11 protein-coding genes and 2 pseudogenes are annotated in these 14,606 nt (G+C 41.1%); 7 read left to right on the forward strand and 6 right to left on the reverse strand.

Features of this window, described 5'->3' with window-relative positions:
• Positions 1 to 51 precede the first annotated feature (51 nt).
• Together trxB and ald are read right to left on the reverse strand one after the other, a co-directional pair.
• Positions 52 to 1,017 carry a thioredoxin-disulfide reductase gene (gene trxB, locus PVK63_RS00775; protein WP_130086659.1) on the reverse strand — a complete coding sequence of 322 codons (966 nt, stop codon included), beginning with the start codon at positions 1,015 to 1,017 and terminating at the stop codon, positions 52 to 54.
• A 160-nt stretch (positions 1,018 to 1,177) separates the two neighbouring features.
• Positions 1,178 to 2,296, reverse strand: a complete 1,119-nt coding sequence (gene ald / locus PVK63_RS00780; RefSeq protein WP_130086660.1) for an alanine dehydrogenase — start codon at positions 2,294 to 2,296, stop codon at positions 1,178 to 1,180.
• Positions 2,297 to 2,452: 156 nt separating this feature from the next.
• Between ald and lrp the strand changes: the two genes are divergently transcribed.
• The 6 genes and pseudogenes from lrp (at position 2,453) to serS (ending at position 9,925) form a co-directional block, all read left to right on the forward strand.
• Complete coding sequence (gene lrp, locus PVK63_RS00785) at positions 2,453 to 2,944, forward strand: leucine-responsive transcriptional regulator Lrp (protein ID WP_130043199.1); 492 nt, start codon at positions 2,453 to 2,455, stop codon at positions 2,942 to 2,944.
• Positions 2,945 to 3,171: 227 nt separating this feature from the next.
• Positions 3,172 to 4,330 (forward strand): annotated as a pseudogene (locus tag PVK63_RS19995) (DNA translocase FtsK 4TM domain-containing protein); the annotation flags it as partial.
• Between the two features lie 584 nt (positions 4,331 to 4,914).
• A pseudogene (locus PVK63_RS20000) lies at positions 4,915 to 6,477 on the forward strand (DNA translocase FtsK); the annotation flags it as partial.
• Positions 6,478 to 6,518: 41 nt separating this feature from the next.
• Positions 6,519 to 7,130 (forward strand): outer membrane lipoprotein chaperone LolA, encoded by a 612-nt coding sequence (gene lolA / locus PVK63_RS00795; RefSeq protein WP_130086662.1) that lies wholly within the window; start codon positions 6,519 to 6,521, stop codon positions 7,128 to 7,130.
• A 19-nt stretch (positions 7,131 to 7,149) separates the two neighbouring features.
• The gene (locus PVK63_RS00800; protein ID WP_130048402.1) at positions 7,150 to 8,496 is read left to right on the forward strand and encodes a replication-associated recombination protein A; all 1,347 of its coding nucleotides are present in this window, start codon (positions 7,150 to 7,152) and stop codon (positions 8,494 to 8,496) included.
• Between the two features lie 121 nt (positions 8,497 to 8,617).
• Positions 8,618 to 9,925: a serine--tRNA ligase gene (gene serS, locus PVK63_RS00805; protein WP_130086663.1), complete on the forward strand. Its 1,308-nt coding sequence runs from the start codon at positions 8,618 to 8,620 to the stop codon at positions 9,923 to 9,925.
• A gap of 86 nt (positions 9,926 to 10,011) precedes the next feature.
• On the opposite strand, the gene trxC is transcribed toward serS, so the two are convergent.
• On the reverse strand, positions 10,012 to 10,446 hold the full coding sequence (trxC, locus tag PVK63_RS00810; RefSeq protein WP_130048403.1) for a thioredoxin TrxC: 435 nt from the start codon (positions 10,444 to 10,446) through the stop codon (positions 10,012 to 10,014).
• A 142-nt stretch (positions 10,447 to 10,588) separates the two neighbouring features.
• The gene (locus tag PVK63_RS00815) at positions 10,589 to 10,912 is read right to left on the reverse strand and encodes an HI1450 family dsDNA-mimic protein (RefSeq protein WP_130086664.1); all 324 of its coding nucleotides are present in this window, start codon (positions 10,910 to 10,912) and stop codon (positions 10,589 to 10,591) included.
• A gap of 183 nt (positions 10,913 to 11,095) precedes the next feature.
• Here PVK63_RS00815 and PVK63_RS00820 point away from each other — a divergent pair, with 183 nt between their 5' ends.
• The gene (locus PVK63_RS00820) at positions 11,096 to 12,400 is read left to right on the forward strand and encodes an inosine/guanosine kinase (RefSeq protein WP_130048404.1); all 1,305 of its coding nucleotides are present in this window, start codon (positions 11,096 to 11,098) and stop codon (positions 12,398 to 12,400) included.
• Positions 12,401 to 12,483: 83 nt separating this feature from the next.
• Here the strand turns inward: PVK63_RS00820 and PVK63_RS00825 are convergent, their stop codons facing one another.
• Together PVK63_RS00825 and gap are read right to left on the reverse strand one after the other, a co-directional pair.
• A complete protein-coding gene (locus PVK63_RS00825; protein ID WP_130086665.1) occupies positions 12,484 to 13,359 on the reverse strand; it encodes a D-hexose-6-phosphate mutarotase in 876 nt (291 codons plus the stop codon).
• Between the two features lie 187 nt (positions 13,360 to 13,546).
• Positions 13,547 to 14,542, reverse strand: a complete 996-nt coding sequence (gene gap / locus PVK63_RS00830) for a type I glyceraldehyde-3-phosphate dehydrogenase (RefSeq protein WP_130043206.1) — start codon at positions 14,540 to 14,542, stop codon at positions 13,547 to 13,549.
• Positions 14,543 to 14,606 lie beyond the last annotated feature (64 nt).

Consider the following 14,606-nt stretch of genomic DNA (forward strand, 5'->3'; position numbering starts at 1 on the left):
GCAAAAGAAACCCGAAGTATTTGCTTCGGGTTTAACGTTAACTTAGATAGTTTAACTTTCTTTTGCTTCTAACGCATCTAAAAAGCGTTCTGCATCTAATGCTGCCATACAACCAGTACCGGCAGAGGTAATTGCTTGGCGGTAATTGTGGTCCATGACATCGCCTGCAGCAAAAATTCCTTCAATGCTGGTTTGAGTAGCATTGCCTTCAAGGCCTGATTTTACTTTGATATAGCCATTTTCCATATCAAGTTGGCCATTGAAAATAGCGGTATTTGGTTGGTGACCGATAGCAATGAATGCGCCCATGACTTCTAAGTCTTCAGTTACGTCTGATTTTGTGTCTTTTAATCTTACGCCTGTTACACCCATATCGTCACCGAGTACTTCTTCTAATGTACGATCGGTATGTAGGATGATGTTACCGTTTTCAACTTTATCCATTAGACGATCAATTAAGATTTTCTCTGAACGGAATGAATCACGACGGTGAATTAGGTGAACTTCAGCCGCAATATTTGATAAGTACAGAGCCTCTTCAACTGCGGTATTACCGCCACCAACAACGGCCACTTTTTGGTTACGGTAGAAGAAACCATCACAGGTAGCACAAGCTGAAACGCCACGGCCTTTAAATGCTTCTTCTGAGTCTAAGCCTAGATACTTAGCAGATGCACCTGTAGAGATAATTAATGCATCACATGTATATTCGCCAGAATCACCCTTCAAACGAAAAGGGCGCTGGCTAAAATCGGTTTCATTAATATGATCAAAAATAATTTCAGTATTAAAACGCTCTGCGTGAGTTTTCATCTCTTCCATTAAGCCAGGCCCTGTCATATCTGCAGCGCCGCCTGGCCAGTTTTCAACTTCTGTGGTGGTCGTTAACTGTCCGCCTTGTTGCATGCCTGTGATCATCACAGGATTAAGGTTCGCTCGAGCGGCATAAACTGCGGCTGTGTAGCCTGCAGGGCCAGAGCCAAGGATCAATAATTTAGAATGCTTTACGTTGCTCATAAGATCTCCGAGCTAAAATCAATGAAAACAGAAAATAAGGGTAGGGAGCACAGAGGTGTTCATCATCCTTTAGTATCAGATGATTGTATGGAATTTATTGGCGTAAAGAAAGGGCGCCATAGTAGGTGCCCTCAAATGATTTTGTTATAGGATATGTCTTTTAAGCGGTAAGTGCTGTTTCTGGAGAGACATATTCTAAATCAAAGCTCTCTGCGACTTCTTTACATGTAACTTTACCGTGGATAACGTTTAAGCCATCTAAGAAGCCTTTGTCTTCAAGAAGTGCAGCTTTGTAGCCTTTATCTGCTAGCTTAATAATGTATGGAAGGGTTGCATTATTAAGCGCAAAAGTAGAGGTATGCGCAACTGCCCCTGGCATATTGGCGACACAATAATGAACCACGTCATCAACAATGTAGGTAGGGTCAGCGTGTGTTGTTGCATGAGAGGTCTCGAAACAACCGCCTTGGTCGATAGCAACATCAACAACAGCTGCCCCAGGTTTCATACGTTTAATATGATCTGCGGTAACCAGTTTAGGTGCTGCAGCCCCAGGAATAAGCACCGCCCCAATAACTAGATCAGCTTCTAATACATGTTTTTCAATTGCATCAACGGTCGAATAAACCACTTTGGCACGGCCTTGGAACTCTTCATCTAAAGAACGAAGTGTATCAATGTTACGATCTAAAATCGTCACGTCAGCACGCATTCCAACCGCCATTCGTGCAGCATTAGCACCAACAACACCACCGCCAACGACGACGACTTTTGCCGGTTCAACTCCAGGGACACCGCCTAAAAGTAAACCACGGCCCCCATTCGATTTTTCAAGAGTTTGGGCACCTGCTTGAATAGACATTCGCCCAGCAACTTCAGACATTGGTGCTAATAGTGGCAGACGACCCATATAATCTGTTACAGTCTCATATGCGATGCAGACAGCTTTACTCTTAATTAGGTCTTCAGTTTGTGGAAAATCTGGTGCAAGATGTAAATACGTGAATAAAATTTGCCCTTCACGTAGCATTGCTCGTTCAATTGCTTGTGGCTCTTTAACTTTAACAATCATGTCAGCTTGAGCAAAAACGTCTTCAGCTGTAGGAAGGATAGATGCGCCTACCGCGATGTAGTCATCGTCGGTAAAACCAATGCCAGAGCCTGCTTTTGTTTCGACAAAAACGGTATGGCCATGAGATATTAATTCGCGAACACTTGCTGGGATCATGCCAACGCGGTATTCATGATTTTTTATTTCTTTAGGTACGCCAATGATCATCCTGATTTCCTTTTATGTAATAGTTATTTTGACTGCTTGTAGGGTTTTTGTTTCGAATTTTTAACTAGTATAATTTGTAATTAGCAAAATTTGATGCTAAATATTAAAAAGTTGTAGTATATTTTTTTGCAAGGAAGTAATAAGGTGGAATAAAAAATGGTAGATAATAAGAAACCTTCCAAGGATCTGGATCGTATCGATCGCAATATTTTAAATGAACTCCAGAAAGATGGACGAATTTCAAATGTTGAATTATCTAAAAGAGTAGGCCTGTCGCCAACTCCGTGTTTAGAGCGTGTTCGTCGTTTAGAGCGTCAAGGATACATCAATGGCTATACTGCCTTGTTGAATCCACAATATCTTGATGCATCATTATTGGTATTTGTTGAAATCACGCTTAATCGTGGTGCCCCTGATGTGTTCGAGCAATTTAACACAGCGGTTCAACTGCTAGATGATATTCAAGAGTGTCACTTAGTTTCTGGTGATTTTGATTACCTTTTAAAGACTCGTGTATCAGATATGAGTGCTTATCGTCGTTTACTTGGTGATACACTATTGCGTCTTCCTGGTGTTAATGACACTCGTACTTATGTGGTAATGGAAGAAGTAAAACAAACCAATCATTTAGTGATTAAAACTCGCTAATTGAATCAAGGTAGTAAATTAGAGATTTTTCTTTCTTTAATTTACAAAATCTTGAAGAGCTTAAAGGCGATTAGGTATATTCTATCTAATACGCTTTTAAGTAATGACGAGCGGCGTTCTGCCGCTCGACTTGTTTTTAATTTCTATAGATTTAGTGATCCTTGCTTCTTTTCTCTTAAATGCATTCACCATAGTGAGAGGGATGACTAAATCTAAGCACAGTAACATTGGATAGTATTTTGTTTACAAAGATTAAAGAAAAGATTTCAGAAAGAAAAATGCAGCTGAGTACACTAAAAGTTGAAGCGGTTGCTGAGCCTGATAAAGAGCGATTGAATGGTAATCAGCGTTTGCAAGAAGCGTGTTTTATCGTTGGCTTACTAGCAACGATTTTTATTACTATTTCTTTATTTAGCTTTAATCCTGCAGACCCATCATGGACTCAAACATCATGGACTGGAACCGTAGAAAACGTAGGCGGGTCATTTGGCGCGTGGATAGCAGATACGCTTTTCTTTGCCTTTGGGTCTTTGGCCTATTTACTACCAGTAATCTTACTTGGTTGCACTTGGATAGCTTTTCGTAAAAAAGAGCGTGAGGAAAAAGAAGAGTTAGATCTTATGATGATCGGAACTCGTATTCTAGGCTTACTTATACTCTTTTTAACTAGTTGTGCATTAGCTGATACAAGCTTTGATGATTTATGGTATTTCTCATCAGGCGGTGTGGTTGGCGATGTCTTGACAAGCATAACAATGCCTATTTTGAATTTACTTGGCTCAACACTTATCTTTATGTTCTTGTGGGGAGCTGGCTTGACGCTATTCACAGGGGTCTCTTGGCTAACTATTGTTGATAACCTTGGTGGTTTCGCATTAGAAGGGATCAGAAGTATTGTTAATAAAGTGAGAAAAACCGAAGACGAAACGTACCAAGTCGAACATGAACATCGTCATGAAGAGAAAGAGGATGAAGCTGAATTTTCGAAAGCGGTAGACTCATTTGAGACACCTAAAATTTCTTCTCGTGAGTTATCTATGTTTGTCAATGCTCCGCAGGAGGTGCAAACAAGTCATGTCGACCACTTTGAAAGAGAGACCGCTTATTCTGATGATCCTCTATTCTCTACAGCAAATGAATCTGTTTCTGAACCGATAGTTGAGTCGACAGAAACGACACCAGCCGTAGAAATGGAAAGTGCGGATACTGACAGTATTTATAGTTCTGTAGACGCACCTGTTTATGCTATGGCACCACAAGAGCAGATCGTCCCTGAGAGCTTAGAAGATGGTATTAATTTATCTATGCGCAGTAACGCGACTATTGCAGAGCTGGATAATGAAGCATTAGTCCAAGATCCGTTATTAAGTCAAGTAAACGCTGAGCAGTCATTCCCTACAGCTACTGTTGCCACAGTGAGTTCAGCGGCAATGGTTGCTGATTCTGAAGCGAGTATACTTGAGTCATTGAGTTCTCAATATAATGAACAATACGGAAATGAGTTTGAGAACCCAGTATTTGATAATGATCTTGAGGAAATATCAGACAGAGCGGTATCCGTTGATCCTTCTATTGAGCTTGAAGATAACCTAGATGAGAAAGAGGGAATTGATACTACTAATGAATCGAGTTTCTCTGCACTTGAGCAAGACGTTGAAATTGAAGACTTAAAACAAGAAGAATCATTCAATGCATTAGAAGAAGAAACGCTACCTGCATTTAGCGCCGTAGAAGAGGTGCAACCTGAAACGCTTAATGAATTACACATTAATGCGTTCGATTCTTCTACAGAAGAGATTGAAACTGTTGAAATAGAAGAAAGTGAGCTTCCTCATTTGTCTGCGAGAAGTGCTACGATTGAAGAGGCGGTAGTTGAAGACGCTAGAGACGAAGAGCTAACAGTCGAAGAAGAGCCTACGCATTCAGATGCGGATATTGCTGCGTTCCAAGCATTAGTTGCTAAAGAAAAGGCAACGCAAGCGGCACTACAGAATCCGTTCTTAGTTAACTCAGAGCCTAATTTACCGAAACCAACATCTCCGATGCCAACCTTGGATTTGTTATTTGCTCCAGATACCCGTGCAGAAATGGAATCTCGAGAATCACTAGAGCATACCGCTCGTTTGGTTGAAGCAAAACTGGCTGATTACAAAATTAAAGCACGAGTGGTGGATATCTTCCCTGGTCCTGTGATCACACGATTTGAGCTAGATTTAGCGCCTGGTGTAAAAGTAAGCCGTATTTCTGGTTTAGCAACCGATTTAGCGCGTTCTTTATCGGCAATGGCAGTGCGTGTTGTTGAAGTGATCCCAGGTAAGCCTTATGTTGGCCTAGAGTTGCCTAACTTTAATCGTCAAACGGTATTTTTCTCTGATGTGGTTGGCAGTGATACATTTAAAAATGCAAAATCACCAACAACCGTTGTTATGGGGCTTGATATTGCCGGTGAAGCGGTTATTGCTGATTTAGCTAAAATGCCTCACGTACTGGTTGCTGGTACAACTGGCTCTGGTAAATCGGTTGGTGTAAACGTCATGATTTTGAGTGTGCTTTATAAAGCGACCCCAGAAGATGTACGTTTTATCATGATCGATCCAAAAATGTTGGAACTTTCTATTTATGAAGGAATCCCACATCTATTGACTGAAGTTGTGACTGACATGAAAGATGCAGGTAATGCATTGCGTTGGTGTGTTGGTGAAATGGAACGTCGTTATAAATTAATGTCAGCGTTAGGGGTTCGTAACCTACAAGGCTTTAATGATAAATTGAAAATGGCAGCAGCAGCAGGGCACCCAATTCATGATCCATTATGGAAACCGGGTGACAGCATGGATGAAATGCCACCATTGCTAGAAAAACTGCCATCTATCATTGTGATTGTTGATGAGTTTGCTGACTTGATGATGGTTGTTGGTAAGAAAGTAGAAGAATTGATTGCTCGTTTGGCTCAAAAAGCCCGTGCAGCAGGTATTCACTTAATCTTGGCAACTCAACGCCCATCGGTAGATGTTATTACTGGTTTGATTAAAGCAAACATTCCAACACGTGTTGCGTTTACGGTATCAACTAAAACCGATTCAAGAACTATTCTTGACCAAGGTGGTGCTGAATCTCTACTTGGTATGGGTGATATGCTTTACTTAGCACCGGGTTCTAACCATACCGTTCGTGTTCACGGTGCCTTTGCATCGGATGATGACGTACATGCAGTGGTTAATGATTGGAAAGCGCGTGGTCGTCCAAATTACATTGATGCGATTACTAAGAGCGAACAAGGTGCTGAAGCGTTACTTCCTGGTGAGAAACCAGAAGGCGAAGAAGAGCTAGACCAATTGTTTGATCAAGTGGTTGAGTTTGTAACCACTTCACGTCGTGGCTCTGTTTCTGGGGTGCAACGTCAATTCAGAATTGGTTATAACCGTGCCGCTCGTATCGTTGAACAATTAGAAGCGCATGGCATTGTTAGTACTCCGGGCCATAATGGTAACCGTGAAGTGATAGCGCCACCTCCAGTAGGCAGTGGCGATTAATCGAATTAGTATTATTTTTATTAGATAAGTGAAAATTATTGATGAAAAAGTTTTTAGTTTCTCTGTGTTTATTAAGTTCTAGTGTATTTAGTGCAGCAGTTTTGGCGTCTCCTCAAAGTGAATTGACTGAGCGTTTAAATCAAAATGCTGGCTTTGAAGCGGTATTTACTCAAAAAGTAGTGAGCCCAGAAGGGGATGTTTTAATGCAAGGCGAAGGGGATGTGAAGATCTTACGTCCTAATTTATTTCGCTGGCATACTCAAACGCCTGATGAGAATTTATTAGTCACTGATGGCGAAACATTGTGGTATTACAATCCATTTGTTGAGCAAGTAACCTTAATGGGACTTGAAAAAGCCACAACACAGACCCCATTTGTATTATTAACACGTAATAAGTCTTCTGATTGGGATAACTATTCTGTGACACAAAAGGGTGATGCGTTCACCGTGTCTCCAAAATCTGATTCAGCAGTAAAAAGCGACTTTATTGTCAATATACAGCCATCAGGTAATGTCACTGGATTCTCTGTTGTAGAGCAAGATGGACAACGTAGTGACTTTAGCTTTACGAAATTTGAAGCGAAAAAACCAGCACAAAGTAATTTCACTTTTACTGTGCCAGAAGGCGTTGATATCGATGATCAGCGCTAATGAAAGATAAAGGATAAACGTGAGTAACTTCAGTTTAGATTTTTCAGCAGGGGACGATTTTCGTCCCCTTGCTGCTAGAATGCGCCCTCAAAATATTGAGCAATACATTGGTCAGCAGCATCTATTAGGCGTTGGTAAGCCATTGCGTCGCGCGTTAGAAGCCGGACAGATCCACTCAATGATTTTATGGGGGCCTCCTGGTACCGGTAAAACAACATTAGCGGAAGTAGCAGCTAATTATACTAATGCTGAAGTCGAGCGAGTATCGGCAGTCACATCTGGTGTAAAAGACATTCGAGCTGCAATTGAAAAAGCAAAAGAAAACCAAATCACAGGCAGAAGAACCATTATGTTTGTGGATGAGGTCCATCGCTTTAATAAAAGTCAGCAAGATGCTTTTTTGCCACATATCGAAGATGGCACGATCACCTTTATTGGCGCGACGACTGAAAACCCTTCTTTTGAGCTCAATAACGCATTGTTATCGCGAGCGCGAGTCTACAAATTAAAATCATTAGAAAAACAAGATATTGTTCAGGTAATAGACCAAGCGCTTTTAGATAAAGACCGCGGCTTAAATGATGATAATTTTGTACTTCCTGATGATGTAAAATTACAACTGGCAAATTTGGTGTCGGGTGATGCTCGTATGTCACTCAATTATCTTGAGCTTCTGCATGACATGGCAGAAGAAGATCACGACGGTAAGAAAGTGGTGGACTTACCTTTATTAGCGGAAGTGGCAGGTGAAAAACTGGCGCGTTTCGATAATAAAGGGGACATGTGGTACGACTTAATCTCAGCCGTTCATAAATCCATTCGTGGTTCAAATCCGGATGCAGCACTCTATTGGACTGCGCGAATTATAGCTGCGGGTGGTGATCCACTTTATGTTGCGCGTCGTTTGTTAGCAATAGCTTCTGAAGATATAGGCAATGCTGACCCACGAGCGATGGAAGTTGCGATGAATGCGTGGGATTGCTTTACTCGCATTGGCCCTGCTGAAGGCGAAAGGGCGATTGCTCAAGCGGTGGTTTATTTGGCATGTGCTCCTAAAAGTAATGCCGTTTATACCGCATGGAAACAAGCGCAAATGGACGCCATTAACTCACCAGATTATGATGTGCCAAACCATTTACGCAATGCCCCGACATCATTAATGAAAGACATGGGCTATGGCGCAGATTATCGTTATGCTCATGATGAGCCAAATGCGTATGCATCAGGTGAGAATTATTTTCCACCGGAAATGCAGGATCGTAAGTACTACTTTCCAACAAAACGTGGCTTAGAAACCAAAATTAGCGAAAAGCTAGAATATTTAGCCCAATTAGATCAAAACAGCACCTTAAAACGCTACCAATAAAAGATCATTTTCGGTATCTTATTCGAATCGCAATTTGGAACTGAAAATTGCACAAAATTTTATTACTCAGTGTGTTCTGTATTATTTGAATACACAATGACCATAAGGCATAGGATTACAAATGCTTGATTCAAAATTACTTCGTACAGAGCTGGATGAAACAGCAGAGAAACTGGCACGTCGTGGCTTTAAGCTAGACGTAGAGACACTTCGCAATCTTGAAGAACAACGTAAGTCCCTTCAAGTTAAAACTGAAGAGCTTCAAGCGCAGCGTAATTCCCGTTCGAAGTCCATTGGTCAAGCAAAAGCGAAGGGCGATCACGAAGAAGCAGATCGCATTATGGCTGACGTTGCAAACCTAGGCTCTGAATTAGATGAAGCAAAAGTAGCACTTGCAGATCTTCAACAACAAATCGAAACTATCGCTTTGTCTGTTCCAAACATTCCTGATGATTCAGTACCGTTTGGTAAAGATGAAGAAGAAAACGTAGAAGTATTACGTTGGGGTAACCCTCTAGCGTATGACTTTGAAGTAAAAGATCATGTTGAGCTTGGTGAAATGGCTGATGGCCTTGATTTTGCGAGCGCAGTTAAAATCTCTGGTTCTCGTTTTATCGTAATGAAAGGTCAATTTGCGCGTCTTCACCGTGCGCTTTCACAATTCATGCTTGATCTTCATACAGAAGAACACGGTTACATGGAAATGTACGTACCTTACTTAGTAAACCACGATAGCCTATATGGTACGGGTCAATTACCTAAGTTTGGTGAAGATCTATTCCACACAAGCCCATTAACAGAGCAAGTGAGTGATGTTCCTCTTAAGATGCTATCACTTATCCCAACAGCTGAAGTTCCAGTAACAAATATGGTTCGTGACACAATTACTGAAGAAGCTGATTTACCTCTGAAAATGACGGCTCACACACCATGTTTCCGTTCTGAAGCGGGTTCTTACGGTCGTGATACTCGTGGCCTTATCCGTATGCACCAATTCGACAAAGTTGAATTAGTTCAAATTACGAAACCAGAAGATTCAATGGCAGCGCTTGAAGAGCTAACAGGTCATGCTGAGAAAGTACTTCAACTTCTAGAGCTTCCATACCGTAAAGTAGTACTTTGTACAGGTGATATGGGCTTCGGTTCTCGTAAAACTTATGATTTAGAAGTATGGGTTCCAGCACAAGAAACGTACCGTGAGATCTCTTCTTGTTCAAACATGTGGGATTTCCAAGCTCGTCGTATGCAAGCGCGTTTCCGTCGTCAAGGCGAGAAGAAACCAGAATTAGTTCACACACTGAACGGTTCAGGTCTTGCAGTAGGTCGTACAATGGTTGCTATCCTAGAGAACTTCCAACAAGCTAATGGTAAGATTGCTATCCCTGAAGTACTACGTAAGTACATGAACGGTGTAGAATTCATCGGTTAATCTGTTCTATAAAATAGACTAGATAAACATTAAAAAGCCGCTGTATGTTAAGTCATACAGCGGCTTTTGTTTGTCTGCTATTTACATTATTTAAGCAGTGCTTGATTTAGCCACTGATCAAATTGACCTTTTGGTAATGCACCATTAATCATATCTACACGTTGGCCATTCTTAAAGACCATGATCGTAGGGATAGAGCGGATCTGATATTGTGCGGCAATTTGTTGTTGGGCTTCCGTATTTACTTTTACACAGCGAATTTGGCCATTGCGTTCGGCAGCAACGTCTTCAAATACCGGAGAGAATCCAACGCATGGATTACACCACGGGGCCCAGAAGTCGATAACAACAGGTTTATCACTATTCATTAAAGCAGCAAGATTATCAGTGGTACCTTCTAGCGGCTTTCCATCTAATAGGTGTTCTTTACAGCGACCACACGTAGCCGTGTCATTAATGCGTTCAATAGGAAGGCGGTTGAGTCCATTGCATGATGGGCATCTAGATTGAAATTGAGACATGGTATTCCTTTATTATTTTCTGCAATAAGCAGTTTGTGAGCATAAAGAAATAATGGGGGTGTAAAGTAAGAGATTCAATGAGAGAGGATAATAAAAAAGGAGCAAATGAATGCTCCTTAGTCGTTAAAGACGAACGATAAAATTAATCACGTTTCCATAACATGTGGCAGAATTTGTGTTCAGGATCACGGCTGACTAGCATACGAGCAAATACATCATCCAATACGTCTGATTCTTCATTGACTAAGCCAATGAGAACTTCCGTGTATACTTCGCCATTAACTTCAAAGCCAACGTGTCCAGCCCAATCATCACGAGTATCAACAACTTCAGCAGCGCCGCGATCATCAAATTGTAGAGTAAATAATGCAACATCAGCTGGTTCAAGGTTGTCTTGAGCCATTTCAAGGAAAATATCGTAAGCGACTTCGATTACGTCATCATAGCTAATTAGTTCAGTTGTCATGGTGGTTACCTTTAAAAAATACACAGATAAATTATCATGAATGGCCTTAGTAAGGCTAGAAGTATAAACAAATAGAAAGAGCAAACGTTTGCCTTTCATTGAGGCTAATATCAGTAGTTGCGGCAGAGTTATTGAGCGGCTAAACTTCGCACTTCTTCCATTAGCCAGTTGAATGATTATTTTATGAAATTTCCAGGTCAGCGTAAATCCAAGCATTATTTTCCAGTTCACGCTCGTGATCCATTAGTTAGCCAAGCTCAAGAAACCAAAAAAATGTCGCGTACGCACATTATCGGTATTGATCAAACGTTAGTGGATATTGAAGCTCGAATTGACGATGCTTTTATTGAGAAGTATGGCTTGAGTAAAGGACACTCACTGGTTATCGATAATGATAAAGCGGAAATGCTTTATAATGAGCTTAAAGATAACAACATGATCACCAACGAATTCGCTGGTGGTACGATTGGTAATACACTTCACAACTATTCAGTACTCGCTGATGATAAATCAACTCTGTTAGGTGTGATGAGTGAAGACATTCATATTGGTAGCTATTCATATCGCTACTTATGTAATACGTCTAGCCGAATGGATTTGAACTACCTTCAACCTGTTCCGGGTGCGATTGGACGCTGTTTTGCACTTATTAGTCAAGACGGTGAACGCACGTTTGCGATCAGCGAAGGCGATATGAACCAGCTTCGTTCAGAAAGTATTCCAGAGAAAATCTTTAAAAACGCATCTGCGTTAGTACTGACTGCTTATTTAGTTCGTTGTAAAGATGGTGATCCAATGCCAGAAGCAACAATGAAAGCGATTGAGTACGCTAAAAAATATGATGTACCAGTGGTGTTGACCATGGGTACTAAATTTGTGGTTCAAGATGATCCACAATACTGGCGTGATTTCTTAAACGATCATGTAACCGTTGTTGCTATGAATGAAGAAGAAGGTGAAGCCCTTACAGGCGCATCAGATCCTCTAGAAGCAGCAGATAAAGCACTTGAGTGGGTTGATCTTGTATTATGTACCGCGGGCCCTGTAGGGCTTTATATGGCAGGTTATACAGAGGATGAAGCGAAGCGTGAGACTTCATTACCATTACTTCCAGGTACTATTCCAGAATTTAACCAATTTGAGTTTAGCCGTCCTGCAATTAAAGACAGCTGTGAAAATCCAATGAAGGTGTATTCCCATATCTCACCATACATGGGCGGCCCTGAAAAAATCAAGAATACCAATGGGGCAGGCGATGGTGCGTTGTCGGCTTTATTACATGATATGGCAGCAAACCATTATCACCGTAATAATGTACCTAATTCAAGTAAGCATCAGCACTCATACCTAACATACTCTTCGTTTTCTCAAGTATGTAAGTACTCAAACCGTGTAAGCTTTGAAGTATTAGCGCAACATTCACCACGTTTATCTCGTGGTTTACCAGAGCGTGAAGATTCGTTAGAAGAGTCGTACTGGGAAAGATAATTTCAGCATCTGCTTACTATTAAAATAGATGATATAAAAAACGGAAGCCTTAGTGCTTCCGTTTTTTGTTTATGGCTTTAAGATTAAGCGTTAATTGTTGTACTTAACACAAATGATTCATTAGGTTGAATTACTTTAGCTGTTTCTAGACTTGCAGCATGATAGGTTGATTCAACACACACCATCGTTTGATAACCATCATTGTTCATGTCACCCATAGATTCAGCGCCTTCAGCCCACGGATTCCAGATAACCGCGGCATTGTGCCCTGAATTAGTAACAGACAATGTACGTTGTGTATCAGAGATTAGGACGGTATTTTCTGGCTGAGTGTAAACACGGTCAACCGCCGCATTAATTGATAATGTATCACCGCCCGAACATATTTTCCCTTCCAGTAAGCCATCAATATAGCTTGATCCCATACCGGTAATTGTTGTGGTGTTAATATCAGCAACATTTAGGTACGTGTGTAATGCTCCTGAGCAGTTCCACGCTTTATCATCTGTATTTTTTGCATCAAGAGTAATCGTTAGCTGATCGCCAATTTCTACTGTTAAGCGAGCTTCAAATTCAAATGGCCAAATAGCTTTGGTTTCTTCTGAAGCTTCTAAACCAAGAACCACCATCACCCCATTTTCGTTTTCACGGTGTTCTATTAATGTCCAAGTACTATTGCGAGCAAAGCCGTGGGCAGGGTTGGCGATACGGCCAAACCAAGGCCAGCAAACAGGTACACCACCGCGAATGGCTTTTTCAGGGTTAAAGATAGCTTCTTTACTCATCCAGATAAGGTCATCTTGGCCTTTTGGAGTGAAAGACAGTACATGTCCACCATGTAATGAAATAGCCGCTTCTGCTTTGTCATGAATAATGCGTACGATCTTAACATCATCAAGTTGAGCAATAGTAACGCTATCAGATAACACACTGATGGTTGGAAGGTGAGTAATGTTCATGGATAACTCCTAAAATAATAAATACATATTCTTTTTCAGGTAGGAATAACGGAATAATGATCGAGAAAAGGAATAGGTACTTTTGTTTAAATAACAGGTACAAAAAAGGCGACAATTAAGTCGCCTTTCATTCTTAAAAGATACAAAACCTTTTAAGTTAGCTTTCAAAGAAAGTCTATACTAATGCTTACTTAGAGATGTGAGCGATTAGGTCAAGAACTTTGTTTGAGTAACCGATTTCGTTGTCGTACCAAGATACAACTTTAACGAATTTGTCAGTTAGAGCAACACCAGCTGCAGCATCAAATACTGAAGTTTGTGTTTCGCCGATGAAGTCTTGAGAAACAACAGCTTCGTCTGTGTAACCTAGAACGCCAGCAAGCTCGCCTTCAGATGCTTCTTTCATAGCAGCACAGATAGCTTCGTAAGATGCAGCAGTTTTTAGGTTAACTGTTAGGTCAACTACAGAAACGTTAGCAGTTGGTACACGGAAAGCCATACCAGTTAGAAGGCCGTTTAGTTCAGGAAGAACAACGCCTACAGCTTTAGCAGCACCAGTTGAAGATGGGATGATGTTTTGAGAAGCACCACGGCCACCACGCCAGTCTTTAGCAGAAGGACCATCTACAGTTTTTTGAGTTGCTGTAGTAGCGTGAACTGTAGTCATAAGACCAGATTCGATACCGAACTTGTCGTTAAGAACTTTAGCAACAGGTGCTAGACAGTTAGTAGTACAAGAAGCGTTAGAAACGATGTCTTGACCAGCGTAAGAAGCGTGGTTAACGCCCATTACGAACATTGGAGTAGCGTCTTTAGAAGGACCAGTTAGAACTACTTTTTTCGCGCCAGCAGTGATGTGCTTACGAGCAGTTTCGTCGTCTAGGAAAAGACCAGTAGCTTCAGCTACAACGTCAACATTGATTGCATCCCACTTAAGATCTTCAGGGTTACGCTCAGCAGTTACACGTACAGTTTTGCCGTTTACTACTAGGTTACCGTCTACAACTTCAACTGTACCGTTGAAACGGCCGTGAGTTGAATCGTACTTAAGCATGTAAGCCATGTATTCAACGTCGATAAGATCGTTAATACCAACAACTTCGATGTCGTTGCGCTCTACAGATGCACGGAAAACAAAACGTCCAATACGGCCAAAACCGTTAATACCTACTTTGATAGTCATTATAGTTGCTCCACAACTTAAATTTGAATTTCAGGTTTAAATTAACTGGTAGTAAAATTACAAA

It is taken from the genome of Aliivibrio sp. S2TY2, assembly GCF_028765525.1.
GTDB lineage: Bacteria > Pseudomonadota > Gammaproteobacteria > Enterobacterales > Vibrionaceae > Aliivibrio > Aliivibrio finisterrensis_A.